The following is a 20896-nucleotide window of genomic DNA, read 5'->3' on the forward strand; positions in this document are numbered from 1 at the left end:
GCCCCGTAGCACTCTCAGGCTCGTCCTCAGGGTGGAGAATGCCCCCTTTCGGCCAGTGCCCTGGTAGTACTCGGGGCCGCCTCTCCCCACCGTAGGACGTGCGGGTCGGACAGGACCAGGGGATGATCTGGGAGGGGACCGTATCTGGCAGACTCTGTGTCCATGGGTGAGACGACCGTGACGACAAGGGAAGGCCACGACCGGGCCGCTCCACACTCCGTCACGGACGAGACGGCGGAGGGGAACGACCGCGTGGTCAAGGGACTCCTGCGCCGAGTGCGCGCTCCACGCCGGCCACGGCTGTGGTTCGAGATCCTTCTGATCGCGATCAGTTACTGGACGTACTCACTGATCCGCAACGCCGTTCCGGAGCAGAAGGCCGAGGCGCTGCGCAACGCGGACTGGCTCTGGAAGACCGAGCACAGCCTTGGCATCGCCGTCGAGGAGTCGGTCAACCACACGGTCAACTCGGTGACATGGCTGATCGTGGGCATGAACTACTACTACGCCACGCTGCACTTCATCGTCACTCTCGGTGTCCTGGTGTGGCTGTACCGCAGTCACCCGGGGCGTTACGCGGCGACGCGCCTGACCCTCTTCGCGACCACGGCGGTGGCCCTGGTCGGTTACTACCTGTATCCGCTCGCCCCGCCCCGGCTGATGAACGGCGGCGGTTTCGTCGACACGGTGATGATCCACCACACCTGGGGTTCGATGGCCTCCGGCGACCTCAAACACGTGTCGAACCAGTACGCGGCGATGCCGTCGATGCACATCGGCTGGTCCACGTGGTGCGGTCTGACGATCTTCGCGCTGGCCAGCGTCCCGTGGGTGCGCGTGCTCGGGCTCCTCTACCCTGTGGCCACCCTGGTGGTGATCGTCGCCACCGCCAACCACTTCTGGCTGGACGCGGTGGGCGGCCTCATGTGCCTGGCCTTCGGCTTCACGGTGGCCCGCCTCTGGTACGGCAAGCTCCCGTACGCCCTCCCGAAACTGGTCCCGGTGCAGGGGCGGGGCGGCCCACTGCTCCCGGTCAAACCATGAGGCGACGGCGACCTGCCGGGAACTGCCGGCCCTACCCCGCCGCCCCGTAGAACAGCGTCTCCACGACACCGCGGGCCCGCCGGGTGGTCCGCCGGTACGCGTCGATCATGTCGCCGACATGCCCCGGCCCGTACCCCAGGTACCGCCCGACCGCGCCCAGTTCACGTCCGTCCGAGGGGAAGGTGTCCCCGGCCCGCCCGCGCACCAGCATCACGGCGTTGCGCACCCGGGTGGCCAGGACCCATGCCTCGTCCAGTATCGCCGCGTCCTCCCCGGAGATCAGTTCGGCGGCACAGGCGGCGGCGAGGGCTTCGCGGGTACGGGTCGTCCGCAGCCCCGGTTCGGCCCATCCGTGCTGGAGTTGCATCAGCTGGACGGTCCACTCCACGTCCGACAGGCCGCCTCGCCCGAGCTTGGTGTGCAGGGTCGGATCGGCGCCGCGAGGCATCCGCTCCGACTCCATACGCGCCTTCAGTCGCCGGATCTCGCGCACCGCGTCGTCGCCGAGCCCCTCCGCCGGGTAGCGCAGCGGGTCGATCAGCTCGATGAAGCGGCGCCCCAACTCCAGGTCCCCGGCGACGACTTCGGCTCGCAGCAGCGCCTGGGACTCCCAGCCGAGGGACCAGCGTCGGTAGTACGCCTCGTACGACGGCAGGGTGCGGACCAGTGGCCCCGACTTGCCCTCGGGGCGCAGATCCGCGTCGATGAGCAACGGCGGGTCGGCGCTGGGCACTTGGAGGAGGCGCCGCATCTCGGAGACGACGGTGTTCGCGGCCTTGGCGGCCTCGTGCTCGTCGACGCCCTCGCGGGGTTCGTGCACGAACAGGACGTCGGCGTCGGAGCCGTAGCCCATCTCGTGCCCGCCGAAGCGGCCCATGCCGATGATCGCGAACCGGGTGGGCAGGGTGTCTCCCCATCCGTCCCGCACGACCGCCCGCAGGGTCCCGGCCAGGGTCGCCGCCGTGAGGTCGGAGATCGCGCCACCGACCTGGTCCACCAGCGCGCCCTGGTCGGCCTCGGCGGGCGACTGCTCGGTGCCGTAGGAGCCGACGATGTCGGCGGCGGCCGTACGGAACAGCTCGCGACGCCGGACACCGCGCGCGGCGTACACACCCTGTTCCCCGGACTCGGAGCGGCCGACGGCGGCCAGTATCTCCTGCTCCAGCTGGTCCCGCTCGCGCGGTTCAAGACCGCCTGTCCCGTCACCGTCGCCGAGCAGCGCGACGGCCTCCGGGGCACGCATCAGCAGGTCGGGGGCGAGGCGCCCGGCCGACAGGACGCGGGCCAGGTTCTCGGCGGCGGCCCCCTCGTCCCTCAACAGCCGTAGGTACCAGGGGGTTCGCCCCAGCTCGTCCGACACCTTGCGGAAGTTGAGCAGCCCCGCGTCCGGGTTGGCGGAGTCGGCGAACCAGCCCAGCAGGACGGGCAGCAGGGTCCGTTGGATGGCCGCCTTCCGGCTCACCCCGCTGGCCAGGGCCTCCAGATGCCGGAGCGCGGCGGCCGGATCGGCGTACCCGAGCGCGACCAGCCGCTCCCGCGCGGCGACGGTGCTCAACCTGGTCTCGCCGGGCGCGAGTTGGGCGACGGCGTCGAGCAGCGGCCGGTAGAAGAGCTTCTCGTGCAGCCGCCGTACGACGGACGCGTGCCGCTTCCACTCCCGGTTCAGCTCGGCCACCGGGTCGGTGCGCAGGCCGAGGGAACGCCCGATGCGCCGCAGATCGGCCTGGTCCTCGGGCACGAGGTGGGTGCGTCGCAGCCGGAAGAGCTGGATCCGGTGCTCCATGGACCGCAGGAACCGATAGGCGTCGTCGAGCAGCACGGCGTCCGCGCGCCCGACGTACCCGCCCGCGGCGAGCGCACCCAGCGCGTCCAGGGTGGTGCCGCTGCGCAGGGAGGTGTCGGCGCGCCCGTGCACCAACTGCAGCAGCTGAACGGCGAATTCCACGTCCCGCAAGCCGCCCGGCCCGAGCTTCAGTTCCCGCTCCACCTCGGCGATGGGAATGTTCTCGACGACGCGGCGGCGCATCTTCTGCACGTCGACGACGAAGTTCTCGCGCTCGGCGGCATGCCAGACGAGCGGGGCGAGCGCAGCGACGTACGCCTCCCCCAGTTCGATGTCACCGGCGACCGGGCGGGCCTTCAACAGGGCCTGGAACTCCCAGGTCTTGGCCCAGCGCTGGTAGTAGGCGAGGTGGCTGCTGAGGGGGCGCACCAGCGGCCCGTTACGGCCCTCGGGGCGCAGATTGGCGTCGACGGGCCAGATGCTCCCCTCGATGGTGGTCTCGGAGCAGATCCGCATCAGGTGCGAGGCAAGCCGGGTGGCGGCCTGCAGCGCCTTCCCTTCGTCGGCCCCGTCGACAGCCTCACCGACAAAGATGACATCGACGTCGGACACGTAATTGAGCTCGTGGCCACCGCACTTGCCCATCGCGACGACGGCGAGCCGGCACAGTGCGGCGTCGTCGGGCGCGGCGGCCTCGGCGATGGCGAGGGCGGCGCGCAGGGTCGCGGTGGCGAGGTCGGCCAGCTCGGCGGCGGTCTCGGCGAGGTCGGTGGTGCCGCACACGTCGCGGGCGGCGATGGACAGCAGGCAGCGCCGGTAGGCGACGCGCAGCGACACGGGGTCGGCGGCCTGGGCGAGTCCCCGCTCGAACTCCTCCACCCCGGGATGGAGGTCCCGGGGCTCGTACATGGCGAGGGCCTGCCAGTCGCGGGGATGGCGGATCAGATGGTCGCCGAGGGCGGCGGAGGCGCCGAGCACCCCGAGCAGCCGGTCGCGCAGCGGCTTGGCCGCTATCACCGTGTCCAGCAGCTCGTGCCGGGCGGTCCGCCCGTCCTGCGCCTCGGCGAGCCGCACGAGCCCGAGCAGCGCGAGATCCGGGTCGGCGGTCGCGCCCAGCGCGTCGAGCAGCACCGGGTCGTCCCGCATCGGGGCGAGCTCGACGCTGTCGAGGAGCCGCTCGGCGGCGGAGGGATCGGTGAAGCCGTGCCGCAGCAGCCGCGTGAAGGTACTGCTCCTGCGCCCCGGCGCCATCATCCTGGGCCTTCCCGTCGGACCATCGGATCAAGGTCGTACGTCCACGAGCGTAACCGGAGAGGCTTCGGGAAGCGCCGGACGGAGCGGGCCGATGTCCGTGCTGGTCGGAACGACGGCTTCCGCCGCCGACGTGGCCGTTTCGGTGGCGCCCCGCACGGTTTTCGGCTTCGGTGAGGGGAGCCGTTCCGTAAAGGTGATCTGGAGGACCAGCGATGCAGTACACGCTCGAAGTGATCCCGCTGCCCGTGAGCGACATCGACCGGGCCCGGGACTTCTACCGCGACAAGGCCGGTTTCCACGTCGACATCGACCAGGAGGTCATGCCGGGGATGCGCATCGTCCAGCTCACGCCGCCGGGCTCGGGCTGTTCGATCGCCCTCGGCGACACCATCTGGGAGACGATGTCCGGCCCGACGCCCGCACCGGGCTCGTACCAGGGCCTCCAGCTGTGCGTCGCCGACATCAAGGCGGCCCACGCGGAGCTGGTCGAACGCGGCCTTGAGGTGTCGGAGCCGATGCAGTACTCACCGGACGACGGCGCCACGTTCATGTACTTCAAGGACCCGGACGGCAACGGCTGGGCGGTCCAGGAGTACCGCCAGCGTGCGGCGAAGCCGCTGCACGCGCTGCTGAGCGAGTCGGCTGCCGACTCGGGCTGACGGCCGTGTCCCGGGGCCGCCGCTGCGGCCCCGGGAATGTCCGGCTACCCGCCTACAGAACCGGCAGGTTCTTCCGCAGCTCGAAGGCCGTGACCTCGCTGCGGTACTCCTCCCACTCCTGGCGCTTGTTGCGCAGGAACTTATTCGGGGCGGGAACGGCCTCGCGTGATCGGTGTCGACGTGTCGCTGACCAGCGCTGGGACGGTCGTTGTTGGTCGTTGTTGGTCACTGTGGGCCGCCCTTCGACGGCCCACAGGCGGCCCCGCCCGAGGGGCCAGCAGATTTACAGTCTGCGCGAGGAACCTACCGCTACCTGCACGATGCTCCGTTTAGTCCGAACTCGCCCCCACGCGTACCTCACGGATCACCGGCTTTCTCCGTCGACCAATGTCAGACTGACGCCGATGGTCCAGCCGCCCCCGGGTACCCGGTCGAGGCACCCCGATAAGCCTCGGAACGCTCAGAGGGAACTGGAGCGCCAGAGCCAACACCGAGATCCTTCCGCATTGCTGCCTGCATCTCGGTGACAACATCCCAGAGACCCAGCAGAAGACTGTGCAGTTCAACCCACTCGGTCCCGCTCGCAGCGTCGTTCCTTGCTTGAGCATCGATCCTCGTACGCGCGTCTGCCAGCACAATCCGAACCCGGTTAGCCGCATCCAGGACAGGATCCGGAGCAAGCATCTGCACTTGGGCAAAACGGTCGTGGAACGCCTGCCGCGCTTCCTCCGAACGCTCGTCTACCGTGCCGCCTGCGCGCAGAGCATGTGTGTCCTCCATGAGGAAGATGCGCCACTGCCTGGCGCTCTGGTTTAGGGCTATGTATGCCTCGCGCCGACGCTCCAAGTCGGCTGCGGCTGACTCTTCTCTACGCACCACGGCACTTGCGCGCTGTTGCAACTCGAAATCCTGCAACCGCACTCGTGTACTCACCCACGCTGTTGTCAGTGGCGAGAGCAGCGTGCCCACTACTCCCACGAGTGCGACCAGAAGTGTTGCAGTGCCTGTGCCCATATTCCCCCCAGCTCACCCTTGATAGCCAAAGCCTCAGCCCAGAAACGGACTGACGTGTACGCGGGTCGCGTCCCATCCTTGAGTCGTTCAGTCGCTCACGACAGGCCTCACCCTTCACGCAACAGCTTTACAGTCCACCCAAGATCGACACCGGTGAACCGCGTTGACCTGCTGAAACTAAGGAGTTCGGACGGGGTGTCGGCGACACCCGTCCGCGTGCCGTCCGTAGAGGTGAAACAAAGCAACGGGTCAGCGCCCTGCATTTCAGAGCAGCGACCCCCATACGCGTTCAGTAAGCTCAGCTCAGGCTTGCGGAGCGCCATCCCCAGGCTACGCAGCCGATCAGCAAAGCAACTTGGCCAGTCCCAACTGGCCTGCACATAAGTAGCTTTGAGCCTTTCCCTTGACCGTACGGGTCCCTCTATCAGTCCATTTTATGAACTACCTCGGCAACAACCCGAAGCCTGTTCTTCCAGACATCAAATGCCTCTCCTCCCAATATCTGGGCGGCACTAAGCGCAAGCTTTGCGACTTCCGATCTCGCATCAGGGACGTGACATATAACCCATTCGCCTTCCTGTTGCCCCCAGAGGATGGCTGGAACCATTTGCTCCACCATGCTGGAATTCCAGACATTCTCGGCGATCTGGAGCGCTTCTTTAGGTACCCCTATGAGCAAGTTGCACATCATGCGATTATGTGCGTTAATAAACGGCTGATCGTAACCAGACCTTGCAGCAGCGGTTAGATGACGCAGAGCTTTACGCGGATCATCGGGAATGAGCGAGAATCCCAAATTGTTTCGGACCCCTACGTCTCCCGGTGCGATCTTCAGGATCATGCGATAGATCGATGCCGCTTGATCCCTATGCCCTGCCTTGACAAGCTGACCCGCTTGTATTTCAAGCTGCTCCACAGTTTCTCGCTGGACACGATCACTCGCCCCCATAGCCGCTCGTTCGGCAATCTCGGCATTTAGTGCATCGCACTGAACTGGGCGCAAGTTAAATATTACATCGGGAAACACATTGGGCATTCCACCCTTTTGCCAGCGAAATTCCAAGTGAAGTGATTTCTCGCTCCAATCGGATAGATAGGTCTCCGTCAGCCTGTCGACAATCCAACCATAGTGTTCCCCAATCTCCACATCTGGAATTTCATGCCCGACTAGGGAGTCGAAAACCTCCTCCACCGGGCAAGCCCAGCCAATTAGTTCCGAAAGACTCGCTTGCTGAATCCACACATTGACGCGCCCGTGCCAATCATGGGTGATTTCCATGAGGCTATTCAGGAGAACGCCTTCCGGGTTCCCACTCCCGACACTCTTTTTCTTCGGGGAGGCATCTGCGGCACAGAGATGCGACCAACTTTCCAACTCTTCGGGAAGGGTTTCGAGGATTTGCGAAATCCCCTCAGGCGTTCCACCCTCAGGGACCAGCGCGAGTAGCTGGGGAAGTGAGGCAAAAGCGGCAATGATGTCGCCGAGCCGGGGTCCGAGTCCATAGCGAACGAAGGCGGAGGCATCGAGTCCACGATCAGTGAGGGCACTGATCGCTTGCAAGATCTTCACCCCCGCGCCGACTGGGTCACTACGGCGAGAGGGGGGCGTGAGGACAGAGTCACGGATGTACTTGGCGAGGCTGATGGTGCTCCAGTCGGCCGGCACGCTTCCAAGTGCCTCAGCCAGCAGGATGACCGACGCATCGAACGGCCTAGCAGCGGGTTCGTCCATCTGTACGCCTCATCCTGGTCAAAGCTTCACACTTTCGTGGACAACATCATGCATAGCATCTTGCCGCTTGACAACTAGGATCCTGGGCAGGATGCTGATTCACCTAGAGAGGAGGCGGCGTGAGCAGCGGTGATGTGATCTTCCAGTCATCTGACCTGGCTACCCAACGTCGCACAGAGTTCTTGGACGCGGCGCGCAGCGGTCTGGCGAGACTGCGAGACAAGGACGGCACTAGTTTGGTGATGCTTCCCGAGAAGCATCTTCAGCTTCTTGAGGAAATTCGGAAATGGTCTTCCGCACACCTCAGGCTGGCACGGCTTCTCGCGCGACCAGACTCCAAGCCAACTGTGCATGAACTCGGCGATCTAGCATGGCTTCGGGTATTCGACTGCGAGGACTTGCGTGAATTCGCTGACGAGTTGAACGAAGCGATCGTGGCCGCAGACAGCGACAACGACGCGATGGTTCTTCACGAGTGCTTGGACGCCTGGAAAACAACAGCGCGTCAGTTGGAAGACCCGCTCAGGCGAAGCATCCTGCTGAAAAAGGGGTCGATTCCGGATCTCGTTGAGGTGGCGCGCCCAGAAGGCGAAACGGAGTAACGTGTGGCTCCATCAAGCGCCTATCAACCCTATGAGCCCGCGAGAAGGCCTGGAGGAAGTCCTTCCGAAGCTCCCGCTTACCGAGTTTTGATCCATCGACAGTTCAGACATCACTTCGATGAGCTGGTCGAACGAGTGGGAATTCAGCAGGCTCAGCAGTTCTGGGATCACCTCGCACAGAGTCCGGACAAACCGTGCGCCGTGGCGAGCACTTCGATCCTCCGAGGAAAAGCCGGTCGCCCAATGGACGACGGATGGTCGAAGACTAGACATTTCGAAATCACGAGTAAGGCGCGCGCGGACTATCAGTTCCACAACGCGTACAAGACAAGCATAGAGGGCGATCCCCATCCTGTGGTCGCCATCCTCACACTAAACTTCTCAAGTCATTAGGCTTATTTTCCTGGGGGGAACATGAAGCCTTAATTTGCATTACGAACGCTCAGATTTGGCCCTTGATTATGATCATTAATCAAGGGCCCTTTGCGTTACTCTGATGTTTCTTATAGATCCGTCACGGAGGCGGGCTAGGCTGCGAATCGGAGCCGCTCGGGGGGCGTACGGTCTGTGAATCCGTAATCCGTTGTCAGCCGCGCCTTCCGCTGCGCGAGCCATCCGGAAACCCGTGGTCCGCCGTTAATCGCCGTGCCCTCATTGACGGTGCGAACGTGCGTAAAGCCCTGTGCTAGGTAGTACCACTGGAGACCCTCATTCGTCGTCCAGGCGTGCAGCCGGAGCCATCGAGCACCCGCACGGTCGCCAGCCCAATCGACCAAGCGTTCACCGAGGTTCTGACCGCCGTACTCACGTGCAACGGTGAGCTTGTTGGCGAAGATCGACGGTTCGACCAGTTCCTCGTCAGTCCACATCCCCTCTTCGGCGTCCGGGGTGAGCGTGATCGCGCCGGCCGTCGTATGTCCGTCACGGAGCATGAACACAGTGCCGGCTTCGATCGTGGCCAACAGCTTGTCAGCCGGGTACGGACGGCTCCGGCCCCCACAAGGCGCGATCAGCACCCACAGGCGGCGCGCGACAGCCGTCAGAAGGCGAATGCCCATCCTGGGCACCCCTCCACATAGCTCCCCGAAAGTCGAATATCCTTCTTTTCGTCCATCAGGTAATCAGGCTCAACTCGGATCACGTGATCACCACGGGCAAATAGGCCACGACGGATGGTCACACCCCGCGAGGGATCGAACTTGATTTCCGCCAGTATCTTGCGCGCCCCACCCCTGATAGTCAGAGCGGTTCCCACCAGTTCAATGTCCCACGAATCAACCGAGTATACGAGCTCATTTTCATAAATTTCCAGCAGACGCCTACCATTGCGCCCATAGATTCGCAGAGAGAGCAGCAGATGACCATCTGACTGCTCAAATTTGATTACTGGAAATCCATCAATCATGAGCGCGTTCGCCACAGGCGAATGGCTAAAGTAGTGCAGCGCCTGATTGCCCCCCATGTCGACTAGACATGTATCCCCGGAAAAGCGGAGACTATAGGGCGCCGAACCCACCGACTGTAGATTTTTGGGGTTCAAATTCGCCTGCATTACATCTGCCACCGAAAGGAATCCGCGCGTCTTCTCGGCGTGATGCAAGTTACAGAGGAGAGTTATCTCATCGGCAACGTGGCGCTTCGTTTTCGACCACTCAATCATGTGTTCATACTCATACAACGGCAAGCCGCAGACAACACAACCGAAACCGCAGCGCTGACGCACCTCGCGCTTTATAGGATCAGGAATTTTAGGCCGAGACTCTTTCACTGGTCCTCGCTTTACCGTAGGTGAAAATGTTTCTCTATTCCCGATTCTAACTAAAGACCAGGACAACGAGTGGCGCCCCGGGAAAGTTCTATCCGTCACCGCTTGCGGGGCTCCATCTGCTCCGTCGTCGCCACACATCGGAATCCGGTGTCATCGTCGTGCATCGTGCCGTTGGCATCGTTTGGGATGGCCGGCGCTCCCCGGAACAGAGGGCTCGTGAAGGCGCTACCACGGAGTTCATAACGATGAGGCGTAGTCGCCGTTGCGAGCCACTCCCACACGTTGCCCACCATGTCGTAGACCCCGTAGGGCGAGACGCCGCTGTGGTACCGAGAAACGGACGTTGTGCGTTCCACGCCGGTCTCCCGGACGTTGCACTTGGCTGCGGTCTTCTGATCCCCCCAGGGGAAAGTACGCCCGGTGGTGCCTCGCGCCGCCTTCTCCCACTGCTCGGCTGTCGGCAATGACTTGCCCGCCCATGTCGCGTACGCGTTCGCGTCTTGCCATGTCACGTGCACAACGGGGTGGTCGTATAGGTCGCGGGGACATCGGCCGTTCTGCCAATGCTCGGGTACCACGTGCCGTGTGGCCGCGCAGAACCGCGCGTAGTCAGCGTTGGTTGTCGGGAACGTGTCTATGTGGAACTCATCCACCCATACGGGGTCGTCGTCCTCCCCTGCCAGGAAGATTCCTTCTGGGATGTGCGCCATGAGCTTTCCGTCGCCAGGATGCTTCACGTAGTCGCCACTGCTTGTCTGGTCGTCGTCGGGCTCGATGATGGCGAGGGCGGGGACGTCGTCCACTGCCAAAATTCCGACGAAGCGACCTTGGGCGTCCTTGTCTGCTTTGGCAAGCAGGGTGTCTAAGGCAGCTTGGTTCACCATTCGGAGGGAGGCATGTTCACCGTCTGCCTCCCACCGGGAAACGATGCGGTCGGATACCCCCAGCTTCTCGGCAAACTCCATGAGGCTCATGCGTACCGCCTCACGAAGCGCTTTGACTTCACGTCCGGTCCATTTCGTAACGAGTGGCATGGGCTACCTCTGTCGTGAGTCGCCGCCCCCGGTGAGGGGCGGCGGCACGCGTCTACAGCCGCTCACCGGGGATGCCGGCGTAGGCGTCACGCAGCGCTGCGAGCACGGGGTGGTCCTGCGGGAATTGCACGTCATCGAGCGCGCTGACAGAGCGCACGCCGATGGTGACGTTCGTGGCGAATGCCGCCGCCATGTTCGGGATGTCGGCAAGCCGGACCGGGGTGGTGATCTGCTTCGGAGCATCGAGGCTTTGGAGCAGCAGCATCGTCGTGCCAGGTAGTACGGGAGCGTCCGGCCAGATGACTGCGCCGTCCCGATCGACGAAGCCGAGGTTCCACGTACCTCCCTCGGAAATCCGACCGTCCGGTTCGATGAACACGGCGTCATCGAATCCGGCGAGTTGTGCGTCACGGCGAATTCGAAGCTGGGGGTAGAGACCGATGTGCTTCACCTGCGGGTTGTCGCGGGTGAAGGTGAAGGTCTTGGCCCTGAGGGGCGGCGGCGGCATGGCGCCCCCAGGACGCAGGTTGACCAGGATGTGGGGTTCCTTGGCGTCGCTAGGGCGCCCCATGTCGGTCGCGGGATCGAAGACGGTGACCCGAAGGCCAACGACTCCGGTGACGCCGTCGGCTACCTTCCGGATGTAGTTCAGCGTCCGCTCTCGGTCCAACTCGACACCGAAGACGAGGCGGCAGTCTCGCTCCAAGCGGTCGAGATGGAGCGACAAGCCCCGGACGGTGCCGTCCTCCATCCGCATTGACGTGAAGTGCCCGTAGTTCGTGAGGGCGAGGCTCTGAAGGTCGTCAAGGGTGACGGGGTTTCCGTTGAGTTCTGCCATGCGGCCAGTCTTACAGCCGCTCAGACCCGCCAACACCCCGTTAGACAGCCAAAGTTCGGATTAGTTCGGTGCGAGGGCAGCAGGAGTACGTACTCACTGGGCACCCGCCGGGACACGCTAGATGCATGACGACGAGCACACCGCGAGCGACGCTAGGCGCCGGACTGCCCCTCAGCGGGACCCATGGCTGCCTCAAGCTGCTGGACGCGCTCAACGACGCCGGCCAGTCCGGTCGAGAGGCGCGCGACCTCGGCTTGCAGGTCGGCCAAGCCCAAGGCCGCTTCCTGGGGTCCCTGCTCACCGGGGGCGGTGTCGCGGACGTAGGTGCCGCTCCCCGAGACACCTTCCACCAGTCCTTCCTCCCGAAGTTGCGCGTAAGCGTTCTGCACGGTCATCAGGGACACGCCGAGTTTCTTGGCGTAGGCCCGACCGCCAGGGAGACGGTCTCCGGGGCCGAACGTCCCGGCGGCGATCTCGCCTCTGACCCTGGCAGCGATTTCGCGGGCGTTGGGCTTCCTCTTCTGCTGTGAGTCCACCCCGAAAGCGTACTTGACCTAGGTCGCTCGAATTCAGAGCCGTGCGAGCACTTGACGCTCGGAAGCGACCTAGGTAGCTTTCACATCAACGACAAGCGACCTAGGTCGCTTTGCGGGACGGTACGACCGCACTTCTAGCGCCGATGGGTCCCGTGAAGACGGGAATCCCTCTGACCAGGGGTTACCGCGCTTATCGGCAGCGACTGCGCCTTGAGAACTCAACAGTGTGCCGACCCAGCCACCTGAACACGGGTGGTCGATGGGTTGCCTCCCCTGCCCGGCCACGACGGGCGTACGCAGCAAAGCAGGCAGGGGAACGGGGCCCGCCGATCCGTTCGGCGCCGGCCCACACCTACGACACCTCAGGAGTCACACATGTTCGGCATGAAGTCGCAGGAGTCCACCACTGACCTGACCTCCCCGGAAGCCGTGCAGCGCGGTCAGGAGGTCTACGACCGCATCACGTCCGGCGAGTGCACGGACGTCGTCACCGAGCTGAACGAGGCCTACGGCCGCAACGGCTGACCAACCCACCACATCAACGGCAAGCGCCCCCGGTGCTCTAACACCGGGGGCGCGGTTCGGGCCGTAACACCTACTAGGGAGACCACGACCCATGAAGCACATCGTCACTGTTCAGGATGCTGTTACCGCGTTCGCCGAATGGATGGAGCCGACGGCCGCTGAGCTGGACGGCATCGAGCGGGAGATGCCGCTGATCCTGGCGGAAGTCGACCTGTTGGACGCGCAGATCGTCACCATGGACCGCACCCCCACCGAGCTGGACGTGCGGCGTATCCGTCGGGCTCGCCGCCGGGTGCTCGCCGCCGGCCGCGAGCTGGCGAACACGGCCGCGACGCTGCCGAAGGTGGGTGCGTGATGGGCCGCCGGTTCAAGGACATGCAGACACCCGAGCAGCAGTACGCGGCTCAGCAGGCCGCCCGCTCCGTCGACGCTCCCGCGCCGTCCGGCTCGGTGGTTGCGGCCACGCACCGCGAGTGGGTGGCCATGTCACCGCGTCAGCAGGCCGCGCACCTCGCCCGGCTGGACGGCCGCGAGGACGAGGCCCGCCGCTGGGAGCAGCAGGAAGCACCGGCGACCGCCCCGGCACAGAAGAAGCGGGGGTGGTTCCGGTGAGCGGGACCCTGACACTCGACAGCCTCACCCTGCCCTTGCGGGCGTTGCGGGTGCTGGCAGTGGACTTCGGGCACCTGCCCGCGCCGACCGTGGACGTCACCACGGTCTACCCGGACCGGCTGCGACTCGCCTTCCATGACGACCTGTCCGCGTTCGAGGCGTGGCGGAGCGCCCTGGGGATCGACCCCGACTCGGTGGTCTGCCGCGAGCAGAACGCCGGCCAGACGCGCGTGTTGAAAGCGTCCGTCGACCTGGCGGGTGCCGAGTTGGAGCTGATCGGCTACGGCGACGTGCACGCTGTGGCGGAAGCGAGTGCGGCATGAACGCCAAGACCGTTCTGCCCGCCGTCGCCATGACGGCGGTGTCCATGGTCCTCACTCTGGCCGTGGTGATGATGTGGCTCGGCACGGCGATGCCGTGGCCGGTCGCGCTGGTCGTCGGTCTCGGCATCGACGGCGGCTGGCTGGCCACCCTCGCCTACGAACGCCGCCTCGCCGCGCAAGGCGACCACAACCGCGCGGTCACCGCTGTCGGTTGGTCGTTCGGAGTGATCGCGGCCGGTGTCCTGGTCGCTCACGCGCTCACCGCAGAGCAGGGCACCGGCGCGTGGTTGGCCGTGGCCTGGCTGCCGATCGCGGCGAAGGCGCTGTGGTTGGTGCACGGTCTGTGGGAGCGCACCGCGCTGACTCAGTCCGCGCTCAGGGCGATCCGGGGAATTCAGCAAGAGGCGCGTGACGAAGCGGCTGTTGCCCGTGCCCGGTTGCGGGCTGAGGCGGCGACCGAGGAGACCCGGCTGACGGCCGTGACGCAGGCCGGTGCGCGCGTCGCACGCGTCCAGGCCAAGACGGCCAAGTCTCTTGCCGGGGCGTGGTCGACGCTGGAAGCCGCCCGGCAGGGGGACGACACCGGCAGGGCGCTGACCAGCGTGACGAGCCGCGTCACACCCGACGTCACACCCCGCTGGGAACTCCCCGTCTGGGGACCCACACAACCTGTAGGAACCCGCTCGCTGGAAGCGGTACCCGCGCTCAGTGACCAGGAGCTTGACGACCTGGTCGACGAGATCCGCCACAGCGAAACCCCTGCCCTGTCCTACCGCGAGATGGCGATTCGCTTCCGCGCGGCCGGCCACTCCGCGTCCGAGGTCCGCCTGAGGGCGGCATGGAAGCGGGTTGCGTGATGGGTGGGTCGTTCGCCAAGTGCTTCGACCCGACCGGCGCCCGTCACGGCATCCCCACCTTTCCGTGGCGGTGCGCCCCGGACGGCTATGCGACTCGCCGACAGCTCCGGGCGCGCGGTCTGCGTCCCGGCGGTCAGGACGTGGCCGGACAGGTGCTGCGTCCGCGCTTTCGGCGCGGCCCGCTGGTCGCCTACCTCTACCGCGTCGACCAGGCCAAGCCGGTCCGGCCCATGACGGCGGCCAAGTGGCGCGCGCTGGCCAAGGCCAACACCGCGCGCCGCACCTGCCCGCAGTGCCGCCAGGACGCCGGATACGTCATCCCCACCTCGCTCGGCACCTGCGTGACCTGCGCCTACCCCGAAGAACAGTGCGCCGCCTGAACCACCCCGAAAGCAGGGTCCGGCCGTCCACCTCCTACAGCGCCGGCCGGACCCCGCAACTCCCGTGAAGGAGCTAGATCCATCGTGACCGAGAATCCCATGTTCCCGCCCCCGAACGAGCCGGAAAACACCGATCCCGAGCGCACGGCCGACGTCCTCCCGTTCCCGCTCAAGAAAGACACCACCCCGCCCGCCGGTCCCGAGATGCTCGCCGGGGGCGTGGTGAAGCCGGGCGAGTGGCAGGCCGAACTCCCCGACACCGACGACCCCGAGGCCGACGGACTTGCCGAGGGGGCCCCGGTCGACCCGCCCCGCGAGATCTACCCGCCCTCGGTGTCCGAGTGGATGGAGGCGCGGGACAAGACGCGCCTGCCCGTGCTGCCGGACTGGGTGAAGCTGCCCGACCAGCGCACGGCCGTCCGCAAGTGGGCCGTCCGCCACTACTCGGCTGTGATCGGCTACCACGCCGTTCGCCTGCCCTGCATCTACACCCCCAAGGTGCTGTGGTACTCCCCGCGCGGGGCGTGGCGCTGGTCGGCCGCTGTCGGCCGGTGGGTGTTCGACGCGGAAGGCAAGACACTCCGGATCGCGTCCGTGGCCAACGAGGACGCTGCCGAGTACCTGAAACTGTCGCGGCAGCGCAACGACCGCGTACGGCTGCGCGGCATCGTGGCATTCCTCGCCGGCATCGTCGGCCTCGCCGCCACGTTGACGCTGTTCGTCATGGCGCCCTCGTGGATGCTCCTGCTCGCCGTGGCCGCGTTCACCACCACGCTCGGTGTAGTCGGTGCGCCGGCGGACCGGCCGCTGATCGACATGGCCAAGGTGACGTTCCGCAAGCGCAAGCTGTCTTCGGACGTCGTCATCCGCGCCCACGAAGCGGCTGGCCTGACCAGCAAGGATCAGACGATCGCGTTCCCCCGGCCGATCGGCCGCGACGGCGACGGCTGGCGCGTGGTCGTGGACCTGCCGTTCGGCAGGACGTTCAAGGACGCGCTCAAGGCACACGGCCGCCTCGCGTCCGGCATGGACATCGCGCCCACTCAGCTCTTCCTCGACACGGACGAGACGAGCAACCGGCGGGTGTCGTACTGGATCGCGGACCGTGACCCGCTCGCCGTTCCGTCGGGCAAGTCCCCGCTGCTGGGGGCGACCCGGGTCGACTTCTGGAAGCCGTTCCCGTGGGGTGTCGACGAGCGCGGCAACGCGGTCATGGCCACGATGTTGTGGCTGTCGTTGCTGGTCGGTGCCGTGCCGCGTCAGGGCAAGACGTTCTCTGCCCGGACGATCGCGCTCGCCGCCGCGTTGGACCCGTACGTCAGGTTGTACGTGTTCGATGGGAAGGCGTCTCCGGACTGGCGGAAGTTCGCGCTGGTCGCGCACCGGATCGGGTTCGGGATCGTGCCGAAGAACAACATCGATCCGGTGTTGCATCTGCTGACGTCGCTGCGGGAGTTGAAGGCGGACGTCGAGGACCGCTACCACCGGCTGTCCGAACTGCCGCTGCACATCTGCCCGGAGGGCAAGCTGACTCCGGAGATCAGCCGGGACAAGAAGCTGAACATGCCGCTGACGCTGTTCGTGGTGGACGAGGTGCAGGAGTACTTGCAGCACCCCGAGCACGGCAAGGAGATCCTGTCCCTGCTGGTCTACCTCGCCCGCGTCGCCCCGGCGGTGGGTGTGAGCGTCATGACGTCCACGCAGAAGCCGGACGACAAGGCGTGCCCCTCGGAGCTGCGTGACCAGCACCAAGCCCGGTTCGCGCTGCGGGTCGGTGCCTACCAGGTGTCCGACACCATCCTCGGTGCGGGCTCGTACTCGGAAGGGCTGGACGCGTCCAAGCTGCTCAAGTCCCACAAGGGTGTGGGACTGCTCAAGGGCATGTCGGACGACTCCGGGATCGTGCGCACCTACCTTGCAGACGGCCGCGACGCCGAACGCGTCCTGACCCGCGCGGCAGCGCTGCGCGAGGCAGAGGGCACCCTGTCCGGCGACGCGGCCGGCGAAGCACCCGCCCCCGAGACGTCCGCCACGATCCTGGACGACGTCGCCGCCGTGCTCGGCAAGGGCGAGACAAAGATCTGGTCGGAAACGGTCGTCGACCGGCTGGCCGACCTGCGCCCCGACGTCTACGGCCCGTGGGCCGAGATGGACGCCAAGCCGAAGGCGGAAGCGCTCACCGCAGCGCTCAAGCCGTTCGGTGTGGGCACCGAGCAGATCGGGCGCCGCGTCGAGGGCAAGACGGTCAACAAGCGCGGTATCAAGCGCGAGGACATCGCCGCCGCGATTACGCAGCGCAACGAACAGCGGGACGCCGGATAGGCCCGAAGGGTCGCTAACGCTAGCGGTAGCCGTCGCTAGCGTTAGCGACCCTGCTAGCGACCAAAACCCTGCCTGATCAGGTTGCTAGCGGCTAGCGGCTCACCTGCGGAAACCCCCAGAACCCTGCCTGAGAGGCCCCTGATGAGCCTTCCCCTCCTCGCTATCGCCTGCCTACTCGCCATCACACTCTGTTACAGCGCCAAGTGCTGGGTGAGCCCGTTCGGCGACTGCCGCAAGTGCGACGGCATGGGCCACGCCTTCAAGACCGACCGCAAGGGCAAGACCAAGCGCGGCAAGGACTGCCGCCGCTGCCACGCGACCGGCAAGCGCATACGCATCGGCCGCTGGATCTACAACCGCGCCACGCGCACCTACCGCGCCGGCACCCGCTGACCCCACCCGGAGGACCCGTGGTCATCACCATCCCGCTCGTGCTGCTGCTCGCCGTCTTCGTCGTGCTGCTGCTGCGCTTCAAGGCCGTCGGCGCCGGTGCGGCCGTCGCCGTCGCGCTCTTCGGCTTCTACCTCGCCCACACCGGCGCGGCCGACACCGTCAACGAACTCGTCACCGCCGTCACCGACGCCGTTCCCGGCGTCGGCCGCTGATCCGAACGGAGACCAGCACCATGAACGAACCCACCGCGTACGGCCGTCCGGCCGGACACGAGAGGGCGGCCGTGGAAGTCCACATCCCCACCCCGCTCGCCCCCGCCCACACCACGCCGCTCGGGCCCATGCAGCCGGGCGCCATCCCCGCCGTGACGAGCGTCGTCCTGCCCGACGGCCGCGTTGTCACCGGCTACACCCTCAACCCCGTCCACCCCGAACCGGTCGTCACCACCCCGCCGGCCGTCTCCCGCGCGGCCGTGAACGTCGCCCTCGGGGGCGTCGGATTCCTCGCGGTGTGCGGCGGACTGCTGCTGCTCACCACGTTCATCGCCGCCCTGACGGCCCTGGTGACCCAGCTCGTCATCCTCGCCGCCGTCATCTTCGGCGGCTGGATCGCCGTCCAGGTGTTCGGCGCGAGCGGCCCCCGGGGCGGGACCACGGTCAACATCCGCAAGGCAGTCATCAAGCGCAACCGGTTCTACGGCTGAGAAGGAGAGCAACACCCGTGCTCCGAAAGGAAGTTATGACCACGCCCGCCACCGCATCCGCCGCCCTCTGGGACGACAAGGACCCGCTCATGGAAGCGATCGCCCTCGCCGTCTGGGAACAGTGCGAGCGGCAGGACTACCGCGCCACCAACGACGACCCCCGCAACATCGCCGCCGTCGCCGCCACCGTGGCCCGCGCGTTCCTGCTGCCCGACACCGCCGCCAACGCCGACCCCGGGCCGGAGCCGTGGCCGACGGCGGAGGACGCGTACGCCGGCGCCCCGCACCCCCGTGCCGAGTTCGAGTGGCTCGTCAACGAGGCGCACGCCGGAAGGCGCAACCGGGAGTGGTGGCTGCGCCGTGCGGCCGTCGTCGACCGCAGGAGCGCCGATCTCCCGTCCGACCACTGCCTGAGGGACGAACACGCCCTCGAACTGGCCCGCTTCCTGATCGAACTGGACGGCGCCACCGTCACCGGCGACCCCCGCCGCTACGTCCGCCGGCAGTACCTCTACTGGGCCAGGAACAACTAGCTACGCCAAGGGCGGCCCCCTCGTCTCGCCAAAGTCGCGGGGCCGCCCTTGTTGTCCACCTGCCCTCAACAGACCTGCGGAGGTCTCCAGCATGACCCAACCCACCGACATCCGGCGAGTCCCCGGCCCACGGCCGCGTCTGCTGGACGCGTTCTGCCGACAGGGCGGAGCAGGCAAGGGCTACGCCGATGCCGGATTCGACGTGACCGGCATCGACATCGACCCGCAGCCCCTCTACCCCTACCCGTTCATCCAGGGCGACGCGGTCGCCTACATCCGCGAGCACGGCGGCGAGTTCGACTTCATCCACACCTCGCCCCCCTGCCAGCTGGACAGCGACTGCCAGAGGCTGCACGGCAACATCCACCCCGACCTGATCGACCCCACCCGCACCGCCCTGGAAACCACCGGGCGCCCCTGGGTCATCGAGAACGTCCGGGGAGCACTCCCCAAGCTCCGTACACCCGTGCTGCTGTGCGGCGCCATGTTCGGTGTGGAGACCTACCGGCACCGGTACTTCGAACCCGGCGGCGGCTTCACCCTCCCCCAGCCCGGACACCCCGCGCACACCGCCCCCCAGGCCAAGATGGGCCGCCCCGTCCCGCCCGGCCACTACGGACAGTTCGTCGGCAACTTCTCCGGCGTCCCCCTCGCCCGCCACGTCATGGACGTGCCCTGGATGACCCGCGAAGGCATCCGCGAGTGCATCCCGCCCGCCTACAGCGAGTTCATCGGCCGCGCCTACCTCGCGGCCACCGGGGCGTTGGAGGCGGCGGCATGAGCGCGATGCCCGAACCCCTGCGGGTCGCCCTCGCCCTCGCGGCGGCCGGCGTCCCGGTCCTGCCCCTGCGCGAGGGCAAGTTGCCGTTCGGCAACTGCCGTTCCTGCAAGGGCAGTGCTTGTGGGGACCGGCCGAACATGAAGGCGGCGGGTCCGTGCCGATGCCCCGCTCCTTGCCATGGATGGGCCGCCGCGACCACTGACCCGCACGTTCTCACCTCGCCCCTGTGGGCGCCGGTGTGGCGTGAGGCGGTGACGCTCGCCTACCACCCCGGCGGGGCCGGGCTGACGGTCGTCGATCTGGACAACGAGGCGGCCGTCGCATGGGCCCGCGCGACTCTGCCCGCGACCCGCAGGGTGCGGACGACGCGCGGTGAGCACTGGCTCTACCTGGGTGCCATGGCGTCGTCGAACGCGGTCCGCCCGGGTGTCGACATCAAGTCCCTGACGCAGTACGCCCGTTGGCTCGGACCCGGGACCGGCCGTATGGCCGTTCTCCCAGCGGCCGTGCGCGCGCTGCTGGTGAAGGAAGAGACCACCCCCGCCCCGGGGGAGGTGGACTCTTCTGTCCCCGACCGCGCCACGTGGGGCCGGTCGGTGGCCACCGGGTGCCGTCACACGGAGCGCTACGTCCGCATCGGTCTGGAACGCGGCCTCGCCCTCGTACGGGCCCGTACTGAATCTGGCGCCGGATCCCAGGCGTTCGGCGTCGCCCGATTCCTTGCCGCACAGCACACGGCCTGTCCCGGACCGTGCGGACTTACGGCGATCGGCGAAGAGATCGTGACGGCCGCCGTGTTGGTGGGTGTCCCGGAGACCTACGCGCGCCGCGCGGTCGCCAACGGCCTGGAGACGGCTGTGGAGCGTGCGGCATGACCAAAGCATCCCGAACCCCCATGAAAAGCCCTCAGGGCGCCGTACAGCGCCCGCGACGGCCGACGGCATGCGAACTGAGGGTCGCCGCCCGTATGGGCGTCCTTTCTGCCGTTGGCTCTGACCCGCAGACGGTCACCGTCACCGGCATCACCCCGGGGCTACAGATCCAGTGCGAGGGCGTGCCGGTCGCGGACTGGCTGTGTGCCTGTGGGCATCACGAACGCGCCCGGGGCCGTGCCGCCGTCATCCGGCTGACCGCCCGCGTACGCGTCGGCGTCTGCCCCCACACCACCACCGATGAAGGGAGGGCGGTCTCATGACTCCACAT

Annotated in this window: 25 protein-coding genes; 17 read left to right on the forward strand and 8 right to left on the reverse strand. The window is 66.6% G+C overall.

What is annotated here, in order from left to right:
- The first annotated feature begins 162 nt into the window (after positions 1-162).
- Positions 163-1044: a phosphatase PAP2 family protein gene (locus tag G3I71_RS12460; protein ID WP_164314075.1), complete on the forward strand. Its 882-nt coding sequence runs from the start codon at positions 163-165 to the stop codon at positions 1042-1044.
- 31 nt (positions 1045-1075) lie between these two features.
- Here the strand turns inward: G3I71_RS12460 and G3I71_RS12465 are convergent, their stop codons facing one another.
- Positions 1076-4081 (reverse strand): bifunctional [glutamine synthetase] adenylyltransferase/[glutamine synthetase]-adenylyl-L-tyrosine phosphorylase, encoded by a 3006-nt coding sequence (locus tag G3I71_RS12465; RefSeq protein WP_164314076.1) that lies wholly within the window; start codon positions 4079-4081, stop codon positions 1076-1078.
- A 212-nt stretch (positions 4082-4293) separates the two neighbouring features.
- Here G3I71_RS12465 and G3I71_RS12470 point away from each other — a divergent pair, with 212 nt between their 5' ends.
- On the forward strand, positions 4294-4740 hold the full coding sequence (locus G3I71_RS12470) for a VOC family protein (protein WP_164314077.1): 447 nt from the start codon (positions 4294-4296) through the stop codon (positions 4738-4740).
- A gap of 52 nt (positions 4741-4792) precedes the next feature.
- On the opposite strand, the gene G3I71_RS51050 is transcribed toward G3I71_RS12470, so the two are convergent.
- Together G3I71_RS51050 and G3I71_RS12480 are read right to left on the reverse strand one after the other, a co-directional pair.
- On the reverse strand, positions 4793-4969 hold the full coding sequence (locus G3I71_RS51050) for a glutamine synthetase (protein WP_239149112.1): 177 nt from the start codon (positions 4967-4969) through the stop codon (positions 4793-4795).
- Positions 4970-6178: 1209 nt separating this feature from the next.
- Positions 6179-7486 carry a tetratricopeptide repeat protein gene (locus G3I71_RS12480; protein ID WP_164314078.1) on the reverse strand — a complete coding sequence of 436 codons (1308 nt, stop codon included), beginning with the start codon at positions 7484-7486 and terminating at the stop codon, positions 6179-6181.
- 119 nt (positions 7487-7605) lie between these two features.
- Between G3I71_RS12480 and G3I71_RS12485 the strand changes: the two genes are divergently transcribed.
- Positions 7606-8088 (forward strand): hypothetical protein, encoded by a 483-nt coding sequence (locus G3I71_RS12485; RefSeq protein ID WP_164314079.1) that lies wholly within the window; start codon positions 7606-7608, stop codon positions 8086-8088.
- 527 nt (positions 8089-8615) lie between these two features.
- Here the strand turns inward: G3I71_RS12485 and G3I71_RS12490 are convergent.
- The 5 genes from G3I71_RS12490 to G3I71_RS12510 form a co-directional block, all read right to left on the reverse strand.
- Positions 8616-9146: a GNAT family N-acetyltransferase gene (locus tag G3I71_RS12490; protein ID WP_239149113.1), complete on the reverse strand. Its 531-nt coding sequence runs from the start codon at positions 9144-9146 to the stop codon at positions 8616-8618.
- Complete coding sequence (locus tag G3I71_RS12495) at positions 9128-9811, reverse strand: cell division protein (protein ID WP_164314080.1); 684 nt, start codon at positions 9809-9811, stop codon at positions 9128-9130. Before G3I71_RS12495 ends, G3I71_RS12490 begins: the two co-directional genes overlap by 19 nt.
- A 140-nt stretch (positions 9812-9951) precedes the next feature.
- Positions 9952-10890, reverse strand: coding sequence for an SUMF1/EgtB/PvdO family nonheme iron enzyme (locus tag G3I71_RS12500; protein WP_343242943.1), 939 nt, complete (start codon positions 10888-10890; stop codon positions 9952-9954).
- 52 nt (positions 10891-10942) lie between these two features.
- Positions 10943-11728: an aminotransferase class IV family protein gene (locus G3I71_RS12505; RefSeq protein WP_164314370.1), complete on the reverse strand. Its 786-nt coding sequence runs from the start codon at positions 11726-11728 to the stop codon at positions 10943-10945.
- A 152-nt stretch (positions 11729-11880) separates the two neighbouring features.
- On the reverse strand, positions 11881-12264 hold the full coding sequence (locus tag G3I71_RS12510; RefSeq protein ID WP_164314082.1) for a winged helix-turn-helix domain-containing protein: 384 nt from the start codon (positions 12262-12264) through the stop codon (positions 11881-11883).
- A 375-nt stretch (positions 12265-12639) separates the two neighbouring features.
- On the opposite strand from G3I71_RS12510, the gene G3I71_RS50305 reads away from it, so the two are divergent.
- The 14 genes from G3I71_RS50305 (at position 12640) to G3I71_RS12575 (ending at position 20888) form a co-directional block, all read left to right on the forward strand.
- Positions 12640-12789, forward strand: a complete 150-nt coding sequence (locus G3I71_RS50305; RefSeq protein ID WP_203730060.1) for a hypothetical protein — start codon at positions 12640-12642, stop codon at positions 12787-12789.
- 91 nt (positions 12790-12880) lie between these two features.
- The gene (locus G3I71_RS12515; protein WP_164314083.1) at positions 12881-13144 is read left to right on the forward strand and encodes a DUF6284 family protein; all 264 of its coding nucleotides are present in this window, start codon (positions 12881-12883) and stop codon (positions 13142-13144) included.
- A complete protein-coding gene (locus G3I71_RS12520; protein ID WP_164314084.1) occupies positions 13144-13401 on the forward strand; it encodes a hypothetical protein in 258 nt (85 codons plus the stop codon). The genes G3I71_RS12515 and G3I71_RS12520 overlap by 1 nt, the downstream gene beginning before the upstream one ends.
- On the forward strand, positions 13398-13724 hold the full coding sequence (locus tag G3I71_RS12525; protein WP_164314085.1) for a hypothetical protein: 327 nt from the start codon (positions 13398-13400) through the stop codon (positions 13722-13724). The genes G3I71_RS12520 and G3I71_RS12525 overlap by 4 nt, the downstream gene beginning before the upstream one ends.
- Positions 13721-14581 carry a protein spdB gene (locus tag G3I71_RS12530; protein ID WP_164314086.1) on the forward strand — a complete coding sequence of 287 codons (861 nt, stop codon included), beginning with the start codon at positions 13721-13723 and terminating at the stop codon, positions 14579-14581. The genes G3I71_RS12525 and G3I71_RS12530 overlap by 4 nt, the downstream gene beginning before the upstream one ends.
- Positions 14581-14961 (forward strand): RRQRL motif-containing zinc-binding protein, encoded by a 381-nt coding sequence (locus G3I71_RS12535; RefSeq protein WP_203730062.1) that lies wholly within the window; start codon positions 14581-14583, stop codon positions 14959-14961. The genes G3I71_RS12530 and G3I71_RS12535 overlap by 1 nt, the downstream gene beginning before the upstream one ends.
- An 84-nt stretch (positions 14962-15045) precedes the next feature.
- On the forward strand, positions 15046-17283 hold the full coding sequence (locus tag G3I71_RS12540; protein ID WP_343242944.1) for a cell division protein FtsK: 2238 nt from the start codon (positions 15046-15048) through the stop codon (positions 17281-17283).
- A 141-nt stretch (positions 17284-17424) separates the two neighbouring features.
- Entirely contained in the window at positions 17425-17676 is a 252-nt protein-coding gene (locus G3I71_RS12545; RefSeq protein WP_164314088.1) for a hypothetical protein, read from the forward strand.
- 17 nt (positions 17677-17693) lie between these two features.
- The gene (locus G3I71_RS12550) at positions 17694-17888 is read left to right on the forward strand and encodes a hypothetical protein (protein ID WP_164314089.1); all 195 of its coding nucleotides are present in this window, start codon (positions 17694-17696) and stop codon (positions 17886-17888) included.
- Between the two features lie 20 nt (positions 17889-17908).
- Complete coding sequence (locus tag G3I71_RS12555; protein WP_164314090.1) at positions 17909-18379, forward strand: hypothetical protein; 471 nt, start codon at positions 17909-17911, stop codon at positions 18377-18379.
- Positions 18380-18414: 35 nt separating this feature from the next.
- Positions 18415-18912, forward strand: a complete 498-nt coding sequence (locus G3I71_RS12560) for a hypothetical protein (RefSeq protein WP_164314091.1) — start codon at positions 18415-18417, stop codon at positions 18910-18912.
- A 91-nt stretch (positions 18913-19003) separates the two neighbouring features.
- A complete protein-coding gene (locus tag G3I71_RS12565; RefSeq protein ID WP_164314092.1) occupies positions 19004-19693 on the forward strand; it encodes a DNA cytosine methyltransferase in 690 nt (229 codons plus the stop codon).
- Positions 19690-20568, forward strand: a complete 879-nt coding sequence (locus G3I71_RS12570) for a bifunctional DNA primase/polymerase (RefSeq protein ID WP_164314093.1) — start codon at positions 19690-19692, stop codon at positions 20566-20568. The genes G3I71_RS12565 and G3I71_RS12570 overlap by 4 nt, the downstream gene beginning before the upstream one ends.
- Positions 20565-20888, forward strand: coding sequence for a hypothetical protein (locus G3I71_RS12575; RefSeq protein ID WP_239149114.1), 324 nt, complete (start codon positions 20565-20567; stop codon positions 20886-20888). Before G3I71_RS12570 ends, G3I71_RS12575 begins: the two co-directional genes overlap by 4 nt.
- Positions 20889-20896: the final 8 nt, after the last annotated feature.

Source organism: Streptomyces sp. SID12501 (assembly GCF_010550245.1).
In the GTDB taxonomy this organism is placed as follows: Bacteria; Actinomycetota; Actinomycetes; order Streptomycetales; family Streptomycetaceae; genus Streptomyces.